Origin of the sequence: Rickettsia finnyi, assembly GCF_049668125.1 — a bacterium.
GTDB classification, from domain to species: domain Bacteria; phylum Pseudomonadota; class Alphaproteobacteria; order Rickettsiales; family Rickettsiaceae; genus Rickettsia; species Rickettsia kotlanii.
The window spans coordinates 1,103,847-1,123,849 of the sequence record NZ_CP187160.1 but is presented as its reverse complement, the minus strand read 5'-3'; the positions used below and the strand labels follow the sequence as shown (position 1 = coordinate 1,123,849).

Sequence of the window (20,003 nt, the reverse complement as noted above, 5' to 3'; positions counted from 1 at the left end):
TGTACTAATGCAAAAAAAGCTGAGGATTTAGCACGTGAACGAGGCTGTAATTTTATTCATATTGTTACTATGGACTTCCAAGCAAAATCGTTTTATGAGAAACTGGGGTATAAAATTGAATTTGCTATGCACGGTTGCGAAAAAGATTCAATAATGTATTATTTACGGAAAAATTTATGACACTAAAACTCGGAATTGTTGGGTTGCCGAATGTCGGTAAGTCGACGTTATTTAATGCCTTAACGGCAAGTAAGGCTGCAGATGCCGCTAATTATCCGTTTTGTACTATTGAACCTAATAGCAGCAAAGTTTTAGTGCCTGATGCGCGTTTGCATAAACTAGCAAGCTTAGCCGGAAGCGGTAAAATTATTCCGTCTTATATTGAGTTTGTCGATATTGCAGGGCTTGTTAAAGGAGCAAGCAAAGGGGAGGGGCTAGGTAATAAGTTCTTATCTCATATCAGGGAAGTCGATGCAATACTGCACGTACTGCGTTGTTTTGAAGATGAGGATATAACGCACGTACATAACAAAGTCGATCCGCTGCATGACCTCGAGATTATTGAAACGGAATTAATACTTGCCGATATAGAATCGGTTGAAAAGCGTTTAGCTACAAGTGAAAAACGCTTGAAGTCAGGCGATAAAGCAATGGCAGAGCAGATAGAGCTGTTAAAAGAGGTTTATAAGGTATTAGGTGAGGATAAACCTGCAAGAGTGCTAAATGAAGCTTTAGGAGTTGATAATTTAAAACAATTGCAGTTAATTACCTCTAAGCCCATTTTATATATATGTAACGTACTTGAAAAAGATGCAGCTATAGGTAATGAATTTACAAAATTAGTAGCAGAAAGAGCAAAGAAAGAAAATGTTAAAAGTGTCGTAATTTCTTCAAAAATAGAAGCTGAAATTGCTTTACTTGAAAGCATGGAAGAAAAGGAAGAGTTTTTAAAATTTATAGGTTTAGACGAAACAGGGCTTAGTAAAGTCATTAAAGAGGGGTATAATCTTTTAAACCTTAAAAGCTTTTTTACTATAGGACCAAAGGAAGCCCATAGCTGGACTTTTAAAGACGGCACACTTGCACCGGCTGCTGCCGGTATTATTCATACTGATTTTGAAAAAGGTTTTATCAGAGCGGAAGTTATCGGCTATAAAGATTACATAAATCTCGGTAGTGAAGCAAAAGCCAAGGAAGTAGGTAAAATGCGTTTAGAGGGTAAAGAATATAAAATGCAGGATGGGGATATAGTACATTTTAGATTTAACGTTTAAATAATGATCAGCTATGAAAACAATTTGACCAAAACGGTCTTTTGAAGTTTAAGATAGGCTTGATTATATAGTGCAGCAAATTTTGGTTGTCGCCAAGGATAAAATTGCCCTGATTATCTTGTATGGCTCGTATGGCTAGAGGTGATTGGGTTAAAGATATGTATACAGAAGATCATATTACTTATAGTTATATAAGTGATTTTGACTTTTTAGTAGAAAAAAAGGTGAATTTAAGGAGCATGCTACTTTAAGGGTAGAATCTAAGATAGCAAAAAGGTTAGAACAAACAGGATTAAGAAAAGCCGAGGTTTTTTCGCTAGAACCTTGGATATCTATAATATGCGAATCTATAAGTGAGGTAAATGACAAGTTTGAAAAAGGGCGTTATTTTTATACCGATATTAAGAATGAAGGTATTCTTTTATATGATAGTGGTGAGCAGCTTTCTCGAGTTAAAAATTTGCTTTGGAGTGAAGTAAAAGAAATGGCTAAAGAAGATTATGAATACTGGTTTGGTAGAGGTAAGAGTTTTTTTATTGATTGTAATACCCATTAGAAAGAGGTGATTTTAGTAAAAGTGCTTTTGAGCTGCACCAAGCCACTGAAAGTGTTTACAGTAGCATTTTATTAGTTTTTGCCTGTTACAAACCAAAGTTACACACTATAAGAAAGCTAGGTGGATATTGTGCAAATTATAATGTTGAACTACTACAAGTATTTCTGCACTCGTCTCCTAAACAAAAAGAATGTTTTGAATTACTAGAAAAAGCTTACGTTGATGCAAGATATGATAAAAATTATAGAATTAGCAGAGAGCAGTTACTTTACTTGATTGAGAGAGTAGAAAGATTAAAAATGATAACGGAAAAAATTTGTTTGGAGCGGATTAATCGATAAAACTCGATGAACCGAAATAAAAAATTATTTATGAAAATTATTGCGAAGATTCCGGCATGGATGCTTCTATGCTTATTTATTTTATCACCGACTACGGAAACAATTTATACTTCAGGATTACCGAGCTTAACCAAATATTTCGGCATTGACAGTGGTCTCACTCAAATTACGTCTACATTATATTTTCTAGGGTTTGCTCTTGGTATATTATCATTCGGCAGATTATCGGATATTTACGGCAGGAGACCTATAGCTTTATTAGGGCTTTTTATTTATGTTGTATCTTCAATTATTAGCATTTTTGCAGTTAATATAGAAATGCTGATGATAGCTCGTTTTGTGCAAGCTTTCGGTGTAAGTGTAGGTTCTGTTATTGGGCAAGCTATGGCTAGAGACTCCTATCAAGGCTCAGAGTTATCATATGTTTATGCTAGCTTATCTCCGTGGCTATTATTGATCCCTTCTCTAGGTTCATCTATAGGGGGCTATATTATAGAATATTCAAGCTGGCATTATGTTTTTGTATTTTTTAGCCTTACCGGTACTATATTATTAGCTTTATATTATAAAGTTTTACCTGAAACAAATTCTTATATAGATTTTTCCCAAAGCAGTAAATATTTTGAGGTTTTGCAGGTAATTATTAAAGATAAAATTCTTTGGTTATATGCTTTTATCATCGGTGCATTTAACGGCATATATTACGGTTTTTTCATAGAAGCTCCTTTTATTTTTATTGATAAAATGAAAGTTTTGCCATCTTTTTACGGTAAATTAGCGTTTTTGTTATCTTTTGCCGCTATCTTTGGAGGCTTTTTAGGAGGGTATTTAATAAAAAAACGCCATGTACACGATAAAAGAGTTATGGGTTTAGGATTTATTGTTAGTTTGTGCGGTTGTATATTATTTGCGGTAAATGCTTTTATATTAGAAGTTATTTCAATGAGTCATAATCTTGCAATCGCTATGATATTTGCACCGATGATGATTCATATGGTTGGGCATAATCTACTTATCCCTATGACGCTTCGTTATGCACTGAAGGATTATGCTAAAGTAACAGGTACAGCAGGATCTATATTTGGTGCAATATACTACGTAGTTATCGCTGCTGTAACTTATTTGGTTTCTAAAATACACAGCGCAACGATAAGCAATTTTGCTTTATTATGCTTCGTGTTAAGTATTAGCTCTGCTATTTCGTTTTACTGTATTTGGATTTTATATAAGAAAAAGTCAAATATTCCTAACTAAAAACAGGTGCCGTCATTGTGAGCAGCTGTGGGTGTTGTTGTATAGTTCGAAGAAAGCGTTCGATGTCATTCCTGCGAAAACAGGAATCCAGGGTAAAGAGAGATAAATCGAGCGTTTAGTTTTAAAAGTCTAGCAATTTATACTTTTTTTGACTAGATTCTCGCCTACGGGGGAATGACATTAAGAAAGTTAGAGATAACCTGGTATATCTGTATGCTCTTCACCCTCAAGAGTCATATCCTCTTTTAAGGCTTCCATACTACAGCTACTAAATACATCAAGGTTATTCTGCTCGGCTTGCCATTTTAAGCTAGCTTCTTTAAAACTAACAATACCGTTTTCAATTTCTGCTAATGTCAAATTTTTTATTTCGTGTAAAAAATTCTCTATATCTGCTTTTGCTTCTGGATTTTTTTCGATGAATGGATTAAAAAACTCCTTGATACCTGCTAATAATTCTTCTTTTCTAGGTTCTATATCTTTAAAATCTAGAGCTTGAGCTATCGGTGTATTAACTGCATCCTCGTTGTTTGTTATATCCTCGTCCTTTTCAAAACTTTTATCAAGTGCGTTATTAGAAGTATTAATATGGAATAACTCTTTATAAAAATCATTCATAACAATTTGGTCGTTAGGGTTATTTGCATTATAATTATTTATTATTTTATCAATAGCTTCTTTAAACTTTTCATTATAAGGTGCATCTCTAAAGGTGGAGCTTCCATATATAGATTTTTTAGCAAATTCTTTTAGTGCTTGCAGATTTTCAGTACTAGAATTACTCATCTCAGCATGTTTTTTCGGAATATAAGTAGCTATTTCTATTAATTTATTACCAAAAATACTTTGAGCGGTTATTTCATCAGCTTGTTGTGTTGCTGCTAATATTTTACCGGGCATATTATTTTTTAATAGTTCTATTATGCCTCCGCCGCAACAAACAGTTTGGTAATCATCATTATTTTCTTCTTTTAATGATAAATACACAGCGTTGTCTATGTGATAGTTATTGTCTTTTAATAATTTCCATGTTTGTAAAGTTGGGTCATTAGCATATACTCCACCATCAATAATTTTATGTAATTTAGTATTGGTTATATTACAGAAATTGTGGCTGGGGAAATATCCAGGTGCTGCAGTGATGCCTTGTATTATATCTGAAAGGTAATAATTATTCTCTTCACTTTGTCTAGCCTCTATAGTAGAGAAGGTCATAAGAGGATTTTGTTTATTATTTAGATCATAACCTGTAACTACAACATCACCGATTAAATCCTTGAGGGTATAATCCTTACAATATTCTTTCAATAATTTTACTAATGGTTCAGGAGAAAATTTATGGCTGAATAAGCCATTAAAACTCCACAATTTTCTAAAAGTTAATCCTGCCGGAAAAATATCATGTGCCATTTCTTCAAACAGTTCTTGAGCTTGCTCTGCACTGAATAAAGGTTTCCCGGGATTATTAGGATTCGGTAAATTAAGCAAAATAGGAATAAGTCCTCCAACACTGGTCCCTCCAGTAAAATCGAATATCTCACAAGTAGGCTTACCGGTTATTTGCTCCATTATTTTTAATTTTTCTAAATGGATATTCCCTTTTACTCCACCGCCTTCAAATAGTGCTAAGCTAATCTTATTATTGTTTATATCTACCATAACCACCTTTCAAAAATACTAAAGAGGGCAAAATACAATAAAAATTAACTTTTGTCAATAAACTTATCTGTATAAACTGAACAAAATTTAACTTATAAAATAAATTGTAACTATTAGTAAAGAAAACTTGAGTAGAGAAAGATTTAGCTGGTGTTGAAGATACAATAACTTATGGAAAAGAACGATTATTTAAATTTGTTAAAGATAAGAAAATTATGGAAGCTTTGGCATTTATGTATTGTTTTGAGGGAAATACTGGACAATCTTATAGATATTAAAGAATGATGTACTACAAATGATTTATTATATAGAGATGATTTCAGCGCCCTTACGGAGACACTAGGTACTTTACTCCCCCTTATAGAGATATTTTTTTCTAAATAATTTAACACTAATTCTACTATAAATAATAATGCTAAAATGCGAAAACTTTGATAGCTCCTCTGATGAAGAGTTAAAAGAAAATTATACTTTACCTAAGTATCTTAATTTTTTACTTAAAAATATACTAGATATTAATTATATATATAATTCTGAAGATTTTAAACTTAAACTAGGTTTAGTATTACATAATTTAGCTGATAGATTTTTTAAATATTCTACTATTAGCAATATTTATAAAAAAATTAAATCTGAAATATTAGTTGTAGATAATGATGATTACGAAGAAAATTTTAATATTATCAAAACTGCTTTTAATAAACATAATTATTTAAAGATTATAACAAAGAAAATATAAGTGATAAGGATTATCAAAAGCTATTGCACTGTGTATTTAATCCAAATCACTCTATCCCTAAGATATTTTCTTTAGCAGACGGTATTACTGCTCAGCATGCAAAGAAAGTATTATTACAAGAATTGCAAAACATCAACTTAAAAAAGTATAAGTAATAACCCATACATAATGCTAAAGGACTTTTAGCTTTTGCTGAAATGATTGGCAGGAATAATAAAAATCAGCTAAAGTACCGGATTTTAGAAGAAATAAATAGTGATTTATCTACTATATGTAAGATCTCAAATACTCAAGAAGAAACTTTTACAATTAATCATAATATTAGTACATTATAAAACCGGTAATGTACAAACAGGTGTACCTGGCTTAGGAAAGTATGATGAAATTTTATCTAAATTTGATGAGTAAGAACATGAATATAAACATGCTATTATAAAACGTATATTTGAAGTTGTGCATGCTAAAGCATCAACACAAAATATAGAAGAATTACCGCGAAAACTAAATTACTTTGCAGAAAAGTTAACACATTTGTTATTTATGCTTGCAACGCATAGCAATAATGCAACCTTATTTACGGCTCCTATGTTTTTAGAACTTATTGATAAAAATAGTATATTTTTATCATATAAGGAGTTTTTTCCTATGTATGCTGAGTATGCCGTTGCTCAAACAAGAGGTATACTAAAAAACTATAAATATGTGTTACCAAATTCCTATCCAATAGATTATGACACAAATGTACAAAATGGTAATCTATTAATTATTAAAGAAGGTAATATATTAATGAATGGCTTAGTAAAAAATTAAATAATTATAAACTATATAGCACGAATATTTGACATCTTAGCTTCAATGTAATTTTACAAAAATATGGATAATGTAAAAAGCAATGATATAAAATCTTTTTTAGCAAAAATTCATAAATTAGAGAATTGTCCTATACATTTGTTAAATTCATTAGACCAAAATTTAACTGCTTTAATTCTTAAAGTAAACAATATAGGACAACGCAATTTAAAGCTTACAAAAACTACATTGCTTAAAAAAAGGCTTTTTCTCAAGATTTAAAGGATTTAATTGAAATAACCTACTTGGAATTTACTGAAAGCTTAAAAAATATTGAAGGGTTTTTAGCTCAAAAACAAGCATCTCTCAAGAAAGAAATTAAAAAAAATCCTACCTGAAATACAGATTTTATGTGCTAAAATAAAAGAATGGTATGATATTGATGCGCCTGAATATGCTAAGAATGTATTACAAGATATTACCCCCAAATTTAATCAAACTATTTCTCCTACCTCGTCTTAAAAGAGATTAAAACTTTCCTTTTCTAAAAGAAAAGATAGATAATAATCAAACTTTGGAAACAACTGATATAGACAATATATGAAAGAATATTTTAAACTAATTGGAGAACATACTAATACTATATATGATTAAAAACAGTATTAATATTATAGTCTTTTTGAGGTCCTAGCACTTGGTAGCTAAGAGTAAATGGATATAAAAATACATAGGTAGCATTATATTGATCTTTACCACATCGATGACTGCCTGTAGCTTGTATACTCAAATGATTTGAAGCATTGTTTCTGCAAAACTTTGGAGGATTCGTATGCTCACCTATTAAGTATAGGCTGTGCGTACTAGCTTCTCATTTTACATTCCAATTTTCCAAATTATTTGAGTATACCCTGTCTGCATCAACAAATTTTAATTGATAAAATAAGCTCTTTTCAGGAGCAATAAAATATTTTGTAATATTACTATTCTTAAAAATATATCTATATTCTTGATTAGCGTGGATTTGATAATCGTAGTCGTAATAGTAAATTTATAATTCCTCTTTATAGATTAATTCGTTTAAACTTTTAAGTAAGAAATATGCTCCCCTCCTCACCGTAACCATAATTATCTATAATTCTGTTAATTCGGTATTTCCCGGAGAATCTTGAAAAAATTTCTTTTACTGAATCATTTTTTGAGAGCATTTGATATATATCTATGTCATTCCTGCAACGTTTTGGTTTTATTGTATGGCTGTTTATGTCATTCCCACGAAAGCGGGAATTCAGTAATTTAAAGGTTATACACAATAAGTTTGTACAATTAAAAGCTCGATTTATTTTGTTTTACCCGGGATTCCCGCTTTTGCGGGAATGACATCGAGTCGGTTTTTCGGACCATGCAACAAAGTCAGCTTGACCACGGTATGACATTTAGTTCTGCAATATTTTCATTAGCAAATTAATCTCTTCGCGTAATTCTATATCGCTTTCCAGTAATTCTTCTACTTTCTTAATAGCATGCATAACCGTCGTGTGGTCTTTTTTCCCGAATTTTTTACCGATATCTGCAAGACTTTTCGGCGTTAATATTTTACTAAGATACATAGCTATTTGACGTGGTCTTGCAACTTCTCGTAATCTTCGTGATGAAGACATATCGGATAACTTAATATTATAACGGCTAGCTACCTTTTTCTGAATATCTTCAACGGTAATTATTCTTTCATTAGAACGCAGTAAATCCCGCAAAATATTTTGTGTGTTTTCGAGTGTAATTTCTTTTAAAGTAAAATTAGAATGAGCAATCACCTTATTTAAAGCTCCTTCAAGTTCTCTAACGTTTGAAACGATTTTAGATGCTAAAAAATCAATTACATCTTTTGGTATTTTAACGTTCATCTGCTCAATCTTAGATTCTAGAATACCGAGTCGTAGCTCATAAGTAGTACTATGAACATCGGCAACTAAACCCCATCCAAGACGAGATTTTATCCGATCTTCAATATTATCTAAATCTGAAGGTGATCTATCACAAGAAATAACCATTTGACGGTTATTATCAATCAATGTATTAAAAGTATGGAAAAATTCTTCCTGCGTACTATCTTTACCGCAAATAAATTGAATATCATCAATCATTAATACGTCAACCGAACGAAATTTCTCTTTAAACGAGATTACTTCTTTGTTACGCAGAGCTTTAACAAACTGATACATAAATTTTTCTGCCGACATGTATATTACTTTGCGGCTTGGGTTATTCTGCTTGATGTACCAACCGATTGCATGCATTAAATGAGTTTTACCAAGCCCTACGCCGCCATATAGAAAAAGCGGATTAGACTCAGAAACCGCACCTGATGATTCCGCAACCGCTCTTGCTGCTGCATAAGCTAGCTCATTTGGGGCTCCAACCACAAAATTATCGAAAGTAAAACGTACGTCAAGGGTTGAAAAGATATTTTCCGAATTAAGCTCACTGCTGCCGATATCGGTAAAAGTCTTAGTAGGTAATTCTATAACTGTTTGGTTTGTTCCAGGTAACTCTTTAGTAATTATTTCAATTGACTTAATGGTATTATTATAATGTTGAAATAGTTGCAATATGACCATAGAGTACTTGGATTTTATCCAATCTCTAACAAAGTTAGTAGGGGCACAAAGAATAACGGTATTTAATGAAAACTCTATAAAATTGACTTTACTAAACCAGCTATTATATAGAGTTTCACCGTAATGATTGTAAAGATCTTGAGCTACGTGACTCCAGACATTTACATAATTATTACCTTGATCCGTTAAAATTATTTGATTAGTACTCACTTAAAACTGCCACGGTAAGTTATTTTGTTTCCAGCCTTTATCTTGATTATTTCCTTCAAAGCCGTCACTAATATTATAACAATTTTTATAACCTATATTAGTTATAAAATTTGCTGCGATAAATGACCTATATCCTGAACGGCACAGAAAAAATATTATTGCATGAATTTTATCGTTAACGATAGATAAAAAATTATCTTCAAAATCTTTATTCAATTGCCAACTTAGAAAGATCACCTTATTTTTATTATCTAGATGAGGTATCCCCACTTGCTTCCACTCTTCTCTAGTTCTAACATCTACAAGAAAAGCATTATCATTTGAAATTAGCATATCATAAGCTTTTGTAGAACAGATATTTTGAACCGACATATTTACGCTTGTTTGCTGTTATTGATAATAAAAGTTAATAGAATTTTACCCATGTAGAATGGATTTATTAGAGTGCTGAATTATTAAAGCATTTTAAAATGATCTTGGTATTTGATTATTTTAATAATATTATTATAAAAAAATTTTGCAAGATGTTATAGATGAATAAATTAAATAAAAATTCTTTACAAAAGAAACTTTTTTACCGTAGTAAAAATCGCGGTTGCAGAGAAATGGATTATATACTCGGTAGCTTTGCCGAAAAGTACCTATCCTTAATGGATGAACAAAAACTTGGAAGCTATTCTTTAATACTTGATCAAAATGATAATGATCTTTATAATTGGATTAATAATAAATCTTCTGCTCCTGCTTATCTAGATGCCGAAATAATTGATAAATTACGCAAAATAGCAAAAATATAAACTCCTGTAGAATGTTACAACAAAAAGTCCCGGCGGCTGCTAAATCTTTCTTTGCAATTGATAATTTTACTAAGAATCTTAAGCAAGATTTCATCTTGAGTGCGAGTAATGAAGAGGAGGCATTGCAATTATACAAGCAAGCTTTATTTTTTTCTTCTAATGAAAATATTTATTATTTTCCAAGCTATGATACCATCCCTTATGACCATACGTCACCAAATGCCAATATCTCATCTAGACGTGCAGAAACATTAACCAAGCTAACAACAAATAATAGTAATAGCAAATTACTCATCACTCATACAGCGAACTTATTAAACAAATTACCACCGAAAGATTTTTTTTCTAAAAATTTTTTGAAATTATTCCCTAAAATGAAATTTACTATGGATGAACTTGCTATGTTTCTAGTAGAAAATAGTTTTACAAGAAATGCGAGTGGCATCGATGCCGGGGAATTTGCGGTTAGAGGCGAAATCATTGATATAATATTGCCCGGTCCTAAAGCTTATAGAATTCATTTTAGCTGGGGTTATATTGAATCAATAAAAGAATTTGATATTGATACGCAAATTTCGACTAAATCCTGCAGGGAGCTTATTATTAGTCCTGCAAATGAGATAGTTTTAAATAGTGAAACTATAGGTAATTTTAAGAATAATTACTTACGAAATTTTGGAGTTAATCATACTGATAATGCTTTATATGAGGCGGTAATATCTGGAAGAAAATTCACAGGATATGAACAATTACTCCCGTTATTTTACGATTCCTGCTCTAACTTAATAGATTATTTAAACGATCCTATTTTCATATTCGATAATTTGTCAAAACAAGCCATTTTAGAATTTGAACATAGTTATAACGATTTTTATTTGGCAAGGTCAGAGGCAAATAAACTTAAATTTAATAGTTTCTATCCCACCCTTTCACCGACTAGCTTATATTTTACTGCTTCTGAAATAACAGAATTACTAGAACGAAAAAATAATATACTACTTACTTTTGAAAACTCAGAGCAAGCTAGCTTAATTGAAAATATAGCTGCTACAAGTTTTATAGAAAAGAAAACGGTTTTCGATAAATTATTTGAGGTTATTAAAGCAAATTCTCATAAGAAAATTATTATAGGCTCAAGCGTTTTAAGTAGTTTTGAGCGAATTAAAAGCATAATTCAAAATTATGAATATAAATATAATGAGATAAATAAATTAGATGAGGCTAAGGCTTCAATAATAAATATCGGGATAATTCCTTTAAATCAAAGCTTTTATACGAAAGAATATTTATTTATTACCGCTAGCGAATTATTAGAAGAAAAACCTGGCTCTACAAACACTAACAAAAAACTTAAAAATATCTTGCTGGAGCTTGATAATTTAGCTGAAGGCGAATTTGTTGTTCACAAAGATCATGGAATAGGGCAGTTTTTAAAGCTAGAAGCTTTAGAAATCAAAGGCAAACCACATGATTTTTTAAAGATTTTATATGCCGGCAATGATAAATTATATATACCAGTTGAAAGTATAGAGGTAATAAAAAAATACGGCAATGATAATGCGGAGCTTGATAAGCTTGGTAGCGTTTCATGGCAAAGAAGTAAGGCAAAGCTTAAAAATCGTATAAAAGAGATAGCACTGCATTTAATACAAATAGCAGCTAAAAGGAAACTTAATAGTAGTGCTCCCGTTGAATTTGACCTTGAAGAATATGATAAATTTTGTGCTAATTTTCCTTTCAGCGAAACGGAAGACCAATTAACCGCTATAAACGATGTTAAAGAAGATCTAAGAAACGGTATGTTAATGGATAGGTTAATATGCGGTGATGTTGGGTTTGGTAAAACAGAGGTAGCAATGCGTGCCGTCTTTATGGTAGCAAAATCTCTAAATGAACATTTACCTCAAGTAGCTGTAGTTGTACCGACAACTATTTTATGTAGTCAACATTTTTCAAGGTTCATAGAAAGGTTCAAAGGTTTTGGTTTAAATATCAAGCAATTATCTAGCGTCATTAGTTCTAAAGAAGCAAAAATTATAAGATCGGAGCTTGAAAGCGGTAAAATAAATATAATAATAGGCACTCATTCTTTATTACATAAAAATATAAAATTCTTTAATTTGAAATTGTTAATAATCGATGAAGAACAACATTTCGGTGTCAGTCAAAAAGAATTTCTTAAGTCGTTAAAATCCTCTTCCCATGTACTTGCAATGTCGGCAACACCGATTCCTCGAACGCTGCAAATGTCAATGACCGGTTTAAAAGAACTTAGCATTATTGCAACGCCGCCTCTAAACAGGCTGGAAGTTCGTACCTCGGTTATGCCGTTTGATCCCGTTATTATCAGAGATGCATTATTACGCGAACATTTTAGAGGCGGAAGAAGCTTTTATGTAGTCCCAAGAATTAAAGATATAGAGGATATCGAAAAACAATTAAAACAAATCGTGCCGGAATTAAGCTATAAAATAGCTTACGGAAAAATGACTCCGAGTAAAATTGATGAGGTTATGAGCGAGTTTTATGCCGGCAAATTCGATATACTAGTCTCAACTACTATTATAGAATCAGGAATTGATATAGCCGAGGCAAATACCATGATCATACATAAGGCTGATATGCTGGGTCTTAGTCAGCTGTATCAATTGCGTGGTCGCATAGGTCGAGGTAAAATGCGGGGTTATGCCTATCTAACGGTAGCAAGTCATAAAAAGATGACATCGCACTCCTTAAGACGCTTAGAGATAATACAAAATAGTTGTACTTTGGGCTCAGGTTTTACTATTGCAAGCCGTGATATGGATTTACGAGGTTTTGGTAATTTGATAGGTGAAGAACAATCAGGACAAATTAAAGAAGTAGGTACAGAACTCTATCAAGAAATGCTGGAAGAACAAATAGCTATTTTTAAAGATGAACCGATTGTTTCAGAACAACCCTTTATCCCGACTATTAATTTAGGATTATCCGTCTTTATTCCAGATAATTATGTAGCCGATGCAGCTCTTAAACTTGGACTATATAGAAGAATAGGTAATTTAAGTAATGAGATAGAAGTAGAGACATTTAAAGATGAGATGATTGATAGATTCGGTTTACTACCGATTGAATTTAATAATTTACTTGATATTGTAAAAATAAAACTATTATGCTTTAAGTTAAATATTGAAAATCTAGATTCAGGAGATAATGGATTTGTGATTAAATTTTATAAAAATGCCGATATGACTGATAAAATTTTAAAATTTGTTAGTACTTACTCTAATCAGGCAAAAATCAAACCAGATAATAAATTAGTATATATCAAGAAATTAGTAGATAAAAATATAATTGTTGAGGCAAATCAACTACTTTGGAATTTATCAGAGGTGTAGACTCGATGTCATTCCTGCTCCGTTATTGCGAGCAGCCGTAGGCTGCGTGGCAATCTCATGAAACAAACTCCTGAGATTGCTTCGTTAATTGCTATGCAATTTCCTTGCAATGACGGTAACACATTTTTAACATAATAAATATGTTCCATAACCTAAAGCAATTATTTCAACAACATAACGTAAAAGGTTTGTCGATTAATTCTAAAACCGTTAAGGATAAAGACGTCTTTTTTGCGATTAAAGGACGGAATACGGATGGAAATGATTTTATTAAGGATGCTTTAAGTAAAGGTGCAGTATTAGTAATTACGGACAATAAAAAAAATATTGTTATAGATAAAGTAATTTACGTAAAAGATGTGCAGGCAGCTTTATATGAAGCCATAGAAATATTCTATCCTAAAAAACCAAAGGATCTAATAGCTGTAACCGGTACTAACGGTAAAAGCTCGGTAGTATCCTATATAGCTCAAACATATTCATTACTTGGGAAAAAAGCAGCATCTATAGGTACGATAGGGGTAGAAATATTTGGCTGTGTTAATCTTATAAATAATGATGTACCGGAATTAACAACTTTAGACTATTTAAGCTTTAGAAAAATTGCTCATAATTTAGCTGAAAATGGTATAGAATATTTAGTTTTTGAAGCTTCTAGTCATGGTCTTGATCAAGCAAGACTTAGGGAAATAAAAGTAAATATCGCATGTTTTACTAGCTTTAGTCAGGATCATCTAGATTACCACCATACAAAAGAAAATTATTTATTAGCCAAACTGAAATTATTTATAAATCATTTATTACCGAACGGTATCGCAATATTAAATTCTGATATAGAAGAAATAGAGTTTGTTAAAGATTATCTACATAATCATAATATTGAATTTATAACTGTTGGGAAAAAAGGTGATTTAGAAATAACTAGAATTAACGGTTCTTTAAAAGGACAAAATATTAATTTTACATTTAATAATAGAGAATATAATTTTAATACCCCAATAATTGGTAGCTTTCAGGCTAGTAATTTATTAATTGCTGTTCTTAGCATTCATTATATTGGTTTTGCTTTTGATGATGTTATAGATTCTTTAGTAGAAGTTAAAGCAGTAAAAGGCAGAATGGAGAGAATAGATAACACTAATATCTTCGTTGATTATGCCCACACTCCGGACGCTCTTGAAAAAGCTTTAACGGAACTGAAAAATATTAAATTACGTGATAGTAATAAGCTAAGCGTAGTTTTTGGCTGCGGCGGTAATCGTGATAAGGCAAAGAGAAGTCTTATGGGGCAAATAGCTGCAAAACATGCCGATACCATCATAATTACAGATGATAATCCACGCAATGAAGATCCAAAGCTTATTAGAGCTGAAATCATAAGCGGTATAGAGAAAGCAGATTATACAGAAATAGCAAATAGAGAAGAGGCTATTAAATACGGTATAAATAATTTAAAACAAGATGATATCTTATTAGTTGCCGGCAAAGGTCATGAAAATTACCAAATTATAGGCGATAAGAAATTACCTTTTAATGATGCTGAGGTTGTGAGGAAGTGTGTAAAAGTTTGTCATCCCGTGGTTGGACCCATAGTATACCGGACAGTTTAAAAAAACTTGATGTCATCCCCGCGGAAGCGGGGATCAAATAACTTCAATATTAATACAGAAGTTACATATTTGATAAAGTAAACATATAAAAAGCAAGCTTTTTATATGTTTACTGGCTTCCCCATCTGCGTGGGAATGGCATAAACAAGCTATACAACAACACATAAATAACAAAAACATATGATCTGGAACTCTAAAACTTTAAGTGCTGTTCTCGGTATAACAATCTCTAATTCTATAAATTATAATGAAGTGCAATTTAATTCCAAAGACGTTAAAAAAGGTGATTTATTTATAGCACTTCACGGTAATAGAGATGGTCACGATTATGTTTTAGATGCAATAGATAAAGGAGCAGCAGCCGTAATTATTAGTAAGCGAGTAGAGATCAATGATAAAGATAAAATTATCTTAGTCGATGATTGTTTTGAAGCTCTACAAAAAATGGCTTTATATAAACGAGAGAATTCAAAAGCTAAATTTATAGCTATAACAGGCAGCGTCGGTAAAACTTCTACCAAAGAAGCACTGAAAGTATTATTACAACATGATTTTCTAGTTTTTGCTAGCCGAGGTAACTTCAATAACAAACTCGGTATGCTTATTAATCTTGCTTCAATGGCTGATGATACGGAATATGCTATTTTTGAGCTCGGCATGAACCATAAAGGTGAAATAAGAGAGTTGGTTCAAATATTAAAGCCGAATATTGCCATGATTACTAATATTTCGGAGGCTCATTTAGAATTTTTTAACTCGCTTGAAGAGATAGCTGAAGCTAAATGTGAGATTTTTGCAAATTTTAGCAAAAATGATATTGCTGTTATTAATGCCGATACTAATTGCTATAACAAAATATTATCGATATTAAAAAACCTTTCTATCACCGATATACATAGCTTCGGTAGATCATCTAAAACTTCAGCAGAATTAATTTTATATGAGAACCTAGGAGAGCAAGTCTACTTAAAGTATAAGATAAATAATAAAGTCTTAGATGTAACGATACCGTTTATTCCTCGGCATTTTACTGAAAATTATACCGGTGTACTTTTAATTATCGATATATTAGGTAAAGATATAGAGATAGCTGCAAATTACTTAGCAAATATTTCTCCTACTAAAGGAAGAGGGAAAATTATCAATATACAAAATTGTCGTGTAATTTGTGATTACTATAACGCAAGTCCGCAGTCAATGAAAGCTGCATTAGAATATTTAAAACAAGTACCTGCCGAGAATAAAACTGCTATAATAGGTGATATGCTAGAGCTAGGGGAAAATTCTAAACAATTACATGAGACACTAGTGCAGTACATATTAGATGCCGCTTGTTCTAAGGTCTATTTAGTAGGAGTAAATACTAAATATATTGATGATTTACTACCTTCCAAAATAGCTAAAAAATACTTTAAAAATGTTGATGAATTAATTACGCATATTACGGATTTATTTGAAGGTAATGAGCTTATTCTAATAAAAGGGTCCAGAGGCGTAAAACTTGATAAGATTGTTGATTATTATAAATAAATACACTAGGATATTCTTAATATTGTGTGGTTTGGTTGCCCATCATTGCGCGGAAATTACGTAGTAATTGACGAAGCAATCTCAGAATGTTTGACGAGATTGCTGAGCAGTCTACGACTGCTCGCAATGACGATTTGGTATCCATGCACAATGAATAACATCAAAATATACTTTTAAATTTAAATCTACAAATGTTATACAATCTTTTACTCCCTCATATCCATAATTCACATATAGCTAATTTATTTCACTATATTACTTTTCGTAGCGGTCTTGCTATTATTATAACTCTAAGCCTTAGCTTTATCACGGGTCCGATATTAATAGAATTTCTGCGATCTCTTCAAAAAAACGGTCAGCCTATACGCTTAGACGGACCTGAATCGCATCAAACAAAAGTAGGTACTCCGACAATGGGGGGGATTATGATTATTTTGTCTAGTTGTCTTTCTACTTTATTACTTGCTGATTTAACTAATAAATATATTTGGATTACGTTATTTGGTGTTATTAGTTTCGGTATTATAGGATTTATGGATGATTATGCTAAGGTAACTAAAAATAATCATTACGGAGTAAGAGGAAAAAGTAAGCTTTTACTTCAAGGAATTATTAGCTTCATTATATGTGTTTTACTAGAATATCTAGATAAAAGTCCAAGTCATTTACTTAACGTACCGTTTTTTAAAAATTTAAGTTTGGATCTTGGTTATTTTTATATAGTTTTTGCTATATTTGTTATAGTCGGCTCTTCTAATGCCGTGAATCTGACGGATGGTCTTGATGGTCTTGCTACCGTTCCTATTGTCTTTACTGCCGGTGCTTTTGCTTTAATAAGTTATTTAGTAGGAAATCTAATTTACTCGAACTACTTACAGCTAACCTATATACCGAATACCGGAGAGTTAACGGTGTTATGTGCGGGATTAGTCGGTAGCTGCCTTGGATTTTTATGGTTTAATGCACAACCGGCAGAAGTTTTTATGGGCGATACCGGTAGTTTAAGTCTTGGTGGTGTGCTTGGTATTATTAGCGTTATTACTAAGCATGAAATAGTTTTAGCTATAGTCGGCGGCTTGTTTGTTATTGAAACGGCATCCGTAATTTTACAGGTATATTACTTCAAAGCTACTCAAGGAAAAAGAATATTTAAAATGGCACCGCTCCATCATCATTTTGAAAAACACGGCTGGGCAGAATCAAAAGTCGTAATAAGATTTTGGATTATTTCAGTTATATTTGCTCTTATAGGCTTATCGTCCTTAAAATTACGTTAATTATATTCGTTTATCTATCTTTTATTTATCAAAAATACATTATATAAATTAACTTTCTCGTTGCTTTTGTACAAGAAATTTACTATAATACTGATATTAATTTATAGTAGGTGTATGGCATGGCTAAAGAAATAGATATAAATAAATTATTAGTACAAGAAAATAATGCTTTAAATACTATATTAAGCCAAGTAAATGAATTATGCGAACAAAATAAGCATTTGCAAGGTTTAATCGAAATACAAAATGAAACTAAAGAACTAGCAAAAGAACATAATAGATCGCTGCCTTGGTTTAAAAGATTTGTAAAAACAGTTTCTAATGTAAAGTATATTTTTATAAAAAGTGAAGAACAGTTAACAAATGAAGCAATAAAGTATAATAATAAAATCTTAAAAGATATTGATAATAAGCTATATAATATAGCGGAAAAATCTGCACCTTTAAAGCAAGAATTACAAGAAGAAATCGCAAAAAATTTTAAGGATTTAACAAAGAAAGATTTATCTAAAGATCAAAGAGAAAGATTATCGGAAATATTTTTTAGTTATAAGAGTAAACCTGAAAGATTTTCAGCTATACATATGACAAATCCCTTAAAATTCATGAATGCTGAAGAACTAGAGAAACAATATAATTCTTTAAATGCTACAAAACAAAACATCCAAAATTTAATATCCGAAAATTCTAATATCAAAGAACTTAAAGAAATACAAAAACAGGTTGCTGAAATTAGGGCAGAAGTACCTTATACATTTTTTGAAAAATTAAATAATATTTGGCAAAATGTTAAAAATGTTTTTGTAAATAATAGTGAGCAGGTTTTAGCAAAAAACAAAGAGAGTAATACTAGAACAATTAGAAAGATTGATGAACAATTATATAAAACGAAACATAAATTTGAGGAATTAATTGAAAATAAAGAAAGAAATATTAATGATGTAATTGCAAAATTACCTGACAATGAGGAGTTACAAAAGATAGTAAGTAACCTTACAAATCACATGGCTTCAAAAAAAGAACCAATATTAGCAAATTCGTCCCTAGCTAAACCTTTGGAAAATAACATTTCACCGCCGCCACCGCCACCGCCGCCTTTACCAGAAAATAACATTTCACCGCCGCCACCGCCACCGCCGCCTTTACCAGAAAATAACATTTCACCGCCACCGCCACCACCGCCGCCTTTACCAGAAAATAACATTTCACCGCCACCGCCACCACCGCCGCCGCCTTTACCAGAAAATAACATTTCACCGCCGCCACCGCCGCCACCGCCACCGCCGCCTATGCCTACGATGGCTCCGGCTGAGACATTATCTAAGCCTGTAGAAGCTACTACGGTTAAAACGCCAGAAAATCAACCACGTCCTTCTATAGATACTGCTGATTTAATGAGAGAAATAGCAGAGCCAAAAAAACTAAGAAAAGTTGAGAAAACGGATGTTAAGGTACAAGATCCTAGAGATTTATTGATGCAGTCCATAAGAGGTGAACACAAACTAAAAAAAGTTGAGAAAACGGATGTTAAGGTACAAGATCCTAGAGATTTATTGATACAGTCCATAAGAGGTGAACACAAACTAAAAAAAGTTGAATTTGACCCTAATACAGGAAAACCGGTTGCACATTCTCATAGTAAGTCTGCTCAGAATGTTGACAAACCTAATGGAGTTGCATCAATTTTAGCACGAAGAATTGCTATGGAGATGAGTGATAGTAGTAGCAGTGAAAGCGATAGTGGTAACTGGAGTGATGTTAGTGTTAATAAGCATAAATCAAAAGTTCTAAAAACTAAAGGAGAACGAGATGCTAAAATGACTGTGCATGCTCAAAAAATGCTAAATAATAAGCACTCACAAAAACCATCATTTGTTAGATAATAAATGTCATTCCCGCGGGAGCGGGAAGCCAGTAAAACCTATACAAAACTTGTTTTTTAGGTTTATTTTTTAATTAATGGTAATTTTATAGC

The 20,003-nt window shown here is 31.7% G+C and carries 17 protein-coding genes and 3 pseudogenes; 16 read left to right on the top strand and 4 right to left on the bottom strand.

Annotation, left to right across the window (positions count from 1 at the left end):
- Window positions 1–12: 12 nt before the first annotated feature.
- The 5 genes and pseudogenes from ACPKKV_RS06205 to ACPKKV_RS06185 form a co-directional block, all read left to right on the top strand.
- A pseudogene (locus ACPKKV_RS06205) lies at window positions 13–180 on the top strand (GNAT family N-acetyltransferase); the annotation flags it as partial.
- The gene (ychF, locus tag ACPKKV_RS06200) at window positions 177–1,274 is read left to right on the top strand and encodes a redox-regulated ATPase YchF (RefSeq protein ID WP_392506724.1); all 1,098 of its coding nucleotides are present in this window, start codon (window positions 177–179) and stop codon (window positions 1,272–1,274) included. The pseudogene ACPKKV_RS06205 and the gene ychF, both read left to right, overlap by 4 nt.
- 82 nt (window positions 1,275–1,356) lie before the next feature.
- Window positions 1,357–1,525 (top strand): annotated as a pseudogene (locus tag ACPKKV_RS06195) (nucleotidyltransferase domain-containing protein).
- Between the two features lie 337 nt (window positions 1,526–1,862).
- Window positions 1,863–2,171, top strand: coding sequence for a HEPN domain-containing protein (locus ACPKKV_RS06190; RefSeq protein WP_392506877.1), 309 nt, complete (start codon window positions 1,863–1,865; stop codon window positions 2,169–2,171).
- Window positions 2,172–2,201: 30 nt separating this feature from the next.
- The gene (locus tag ACPKKV_RS06185) at window positions 2,202–3,425 is read left to right on the top strand and encodes a Bcr/CflA family efflux MFS transporter (RefSeq protein ID WP_392506723.1); all 1,224 of its coding nucleotides are present in this window, start codon (window positions 2,202–2,204) and stop codon (window positions 3,423–3,425) included.
- Window positions 3,426–3,614: 189 nt separating this feature from the next.
- On the opposite strand, the gene ACPKKV_RS06180 is transcribed toward ACPKKV_RS06185, so the two are convergent.
- Window positions 3,615–5,084 (bottom strand): patatin-like phospholipase family protein, encoded by a 1,470-nt coding sequence (locus ACPKKV_RS06180; RefSeq protein ID WP_392506721.1) that lies wholly within the window; start codon window positions 5,082–5,084, stop codon window positions 3,615–3,617.
- A 131-nt stretch (window positions 5,085–5,215) separates the two neighbouring features.
- On the opposite strand from ACPKKV_RS06180, the pseudogene ACPKKV_RS06175 reads away from it, so the two are divergent.
- The 5 genes and pseudogenes from ACPKKV_RS06175 to ACPKKV_RS06155 form a co-directional block, all read left to right on the top strand.
- A pseudogene (locus ACPKKV_RS06175) lies at window positions 5,216–5,468 on the top strand (hypothetical protein); the annotation flags it as partial.
- Window positions 5,469–5,496: 28 nt separating this feature from the next.
- Window positions 5,497–5,823, top strand: coding sequence for a hypothetical protein (locus tag ACPKKV_RS06170; protein ID WP_392506720.1), 327 nt, complete (start codon window positions 5,497–5,499; stop codon window positions 5,821–5,823).
- A 255-nt stretch (window positions 5,824–6,078) separates the two neighbouring features.
- Complete coding sequence (locus ACPKKV_RS06165) at window positions 6,079–6,231, top strand: hypothetical protein (RefSeq protein ID WP_392506719.1); 153 nt, start codon at window positions 6,079–6,081, stop codon at window positions 6,229–6,231.
- A 45-nt stretch (window positions 6,232–6,276) separates the two neighbouring features.
- A complete protein-coding gene (locus ACPKKV_RS06160; protein ID WP_392506718.1) occupies window positions 6,277–6,633 on the top strand; it encodes a hypothetical protein in 357 nt (118 codons plus the stop codon).
- Between the two features lie 63 nt (window positions 6,634–6,696).
- A complete protein-coding gene (locus ACPKKV_RS06155; protein ID WP_392506717.1) occupies window positions 6,697–6,894 on the top strand; it encodes a hypothetical protein in 198 nt (65 codons plus the stop codon).
- Window positions 6,895–7,252: 358 nt separating this feature from the next.
- On the opposite strand, the gene ACPKKV_RS06150 is transcribed toward ACPKKV_RS06155, so the two are convergent.
- The 3 genes from ACPKKV_RS06150 to ACPKKV_RS06140 all read right to left on the bottom strand — a co-directional run bounded on the left by ACPKKV_RS06150 (window position 7,253) and on the right by ACPKKV_RS06140 (window position 9,809).
- Window positions 7,253–7,399, bottom strand: a complete 147-nt coding sequence (locus ACPKKV_RS06150) for a DUF6314 family protein (protein ID WP_392506716.1) — start codon at window positions 7,397–7,399, stop codon at window positions 7,253–7,255.
- A gap of 646 nt (window positions 7,400–8,045) precedes the next feature.
- Window positions 8,046–9,437, bottom strand: a complete 1,392-nt coding sequence (gene dnaA / locus ACPKKV_RS06145; RefSeq protein ID WP_392506714.1) for a chromosomal replication initiator protein DnaA — start codon at window positions 9,435–9,437, stop codon at window positions 8,046–8,048.
- Complete coding sequence (locus ACPKKV_RS06140; RefSeq protein ID WP_392506712.1) at window positions 9,438–9,809, bottom strand: rhodanese-like domain-containing protein; 372 nt, start codon at window positions 9,807–9,809, stop codon at window positions 9,438–9,440.
- A 161-nt stretch (window positions 9,810–9,970) separates the two neighbouring features.
- Between ACPKKV_RS06140 and ACPKKV_RS06135 the strand changes: the two genes are divergently transcribed.
- The 6 genes from ACPKKV_RS06135 (at window position 9,971) to ACPKKV_RS06110 (ending at window position 19,911) form a co-directional block, all read left to right on the top strand.
- Window positions 9,971–10,234 carry an FAD assembly factor SdhE gene (locus tag ACPKKV_RS06135; protein WP_392506711.1) on the top strand — a complete coding sequence of 88 codons (264 nt, stop codon included), beginning with the start codon at window positions 9,971–9,973 and terminating at the stop codon, window positions 10,232–10,234.
- A gap of 11 nt (window positions 10,235–10,245) precedes the next feature.
- Window positions 10,246–13,611: a transcription-repair coupling factor gene (mfd, locus tag ACPKKV_RS06130; protein ID WP_392506710.1), complete on the top strand. Its 3,366-nt coding sequence runs from the start codon at window positions 10,246–10,248 to the stop codon at window positions 13,609–13,611.
- Window positions 13,612–13,751: 140 nt separating this feature from the next.
- A complete protein-coding gene (locus tag ACPKKV_RS06125) occupies window positions 13,752–15,221 on the top strand; it encodes a UDP-N-acetylmuramoyl-L-alanyl-D-glutamate--2,6-diaminopimelate ligase (RefSeq protein ID WP_392506709.1) in 1,470 nt (489 codons plus the stop codon).
- Window positions 15,222–15,401: 180 nt separating this feature from the next.
- Window positions 15,402–16,751 (top strand): UDP-N-acetylmuramoyl-tripeptide--D-alanyl-D-alanine ligase, encoded by a 1,350-nt coding sequence (locus tag ACPKKV_RS06120; protein ID WP_392506708.1) that lies wholly within the window; start codon window positions 15,402–15,404, stop codon window positions 16,749–16,751.
- A 191-nt stretch (window positions 16,752–16,942) separates the two neighbouring features.
- Window positions 16,943–18,028 (top strand): phospho-N-acetylmuramoyl-pentapeptide-transferase, encoded by a 1,086-nt coding sequence (gene mraY / locus ACPKKV_RS06115; RefSeq protein ID WP_392506707.1) that lies wholly within the window; start codon window positions 16,943–16,945, stop codon window positions 18,026–18,028.
- 119 nt (window positions 18,029–18,147) lie between these two features.
- On the top strand, window positions 18,148–19,911 hold the full coding sequence (locus tag ACPKKV_RS06110; protein WP_392506706.1) for an Arp2/3 complex-activating protein rickA: 1,764 nt from the start codon (window positions 18,148–18,150) through the stop codon (window positions 19,909–19,911).
- Window positions 19,912–20,003 lie beyond the last annotated feature (92 nt).

Coding starts and splice junctions, on each gene's coding strand:
- ychF (WP_392506724.1), top strand. CDS start 177: ATGACACTAAAACTCGGAATTGTTGGGTTGCCGAATGTCGGTAAGTCG.
- ACPKKV_RS06185 (WP_392506723.1), top strand. CDS start 2,202: ATGAAAATTATTGCGAAGATTCCGGCATGGATGCTTCTATGCTTATTT.
- ACPKKV_RS06180 (WP_392506721.1), bottom strand. CDS start 5,084: ATGGTAGATATAAACAATAATAAGATTAGCTTAGCACTATTTGAAGGC.
- ACPKKV_RS06170 (WP_392506720.1), top strand. CDS start 5,497: ATGCTAAAATGCGAAAACTTTGATAGCTCCTCTGATGAAGAGTTAAAA.
- ACPKKV_RS06155 (WP_392506717.1), top strand. CDS start 6,697: ATGGATAATGTAAAAAGCAATGATATAAAATCTTTTTTAGCAAAAATT.
- ACPKKV_RS06140 (WP_392506712.1), bottom strand. CDS start 9,809: ATGTCGGTTCAAAATATCTGTTCTACAAAAGCTTATGATATGCTAATT.
- ACPKKV_RS06135 (WP_392506711.1), top strand. CDS start 9,971: ATGAATAAATTAAATAAAAATTCTTTACAAAAGAAACTTTTTTACCGT.
- mfd (WP_392506710.1), top strand. CDS start 10,246: ATGTTACAACAAAAAGTCCCGGCGGCTGCTAAATCTTTCTTTGCAATT.
- ACPKKV_RS06125 (WP_392506709.1), top strand. CDS start 13,752: ATGTTCCATAACCTAAAGCAATTATTTCAACAACATAACGTAAAAGGT.
- ACPKKV_RS06120 (WP_392506708.1), top strand. CDS start 15,402: ATGATCTGGAACTCTAAAACTTTAAGTGCTGTTCTCGGTATAACAATC.
- mraY (WP_392506707.1), top strand. CDS start 16,943: ATGTTATACAATCTTTTACTCCCTCATATCCATAATTCACATATAGCT.
- ACPKKV_RS06110 (WP_392506706.1), top strand. CDS start 18,148: ATGGCTAAAGAAATAGATATAAATAAATTATTAGTACAAGAAAATAAT.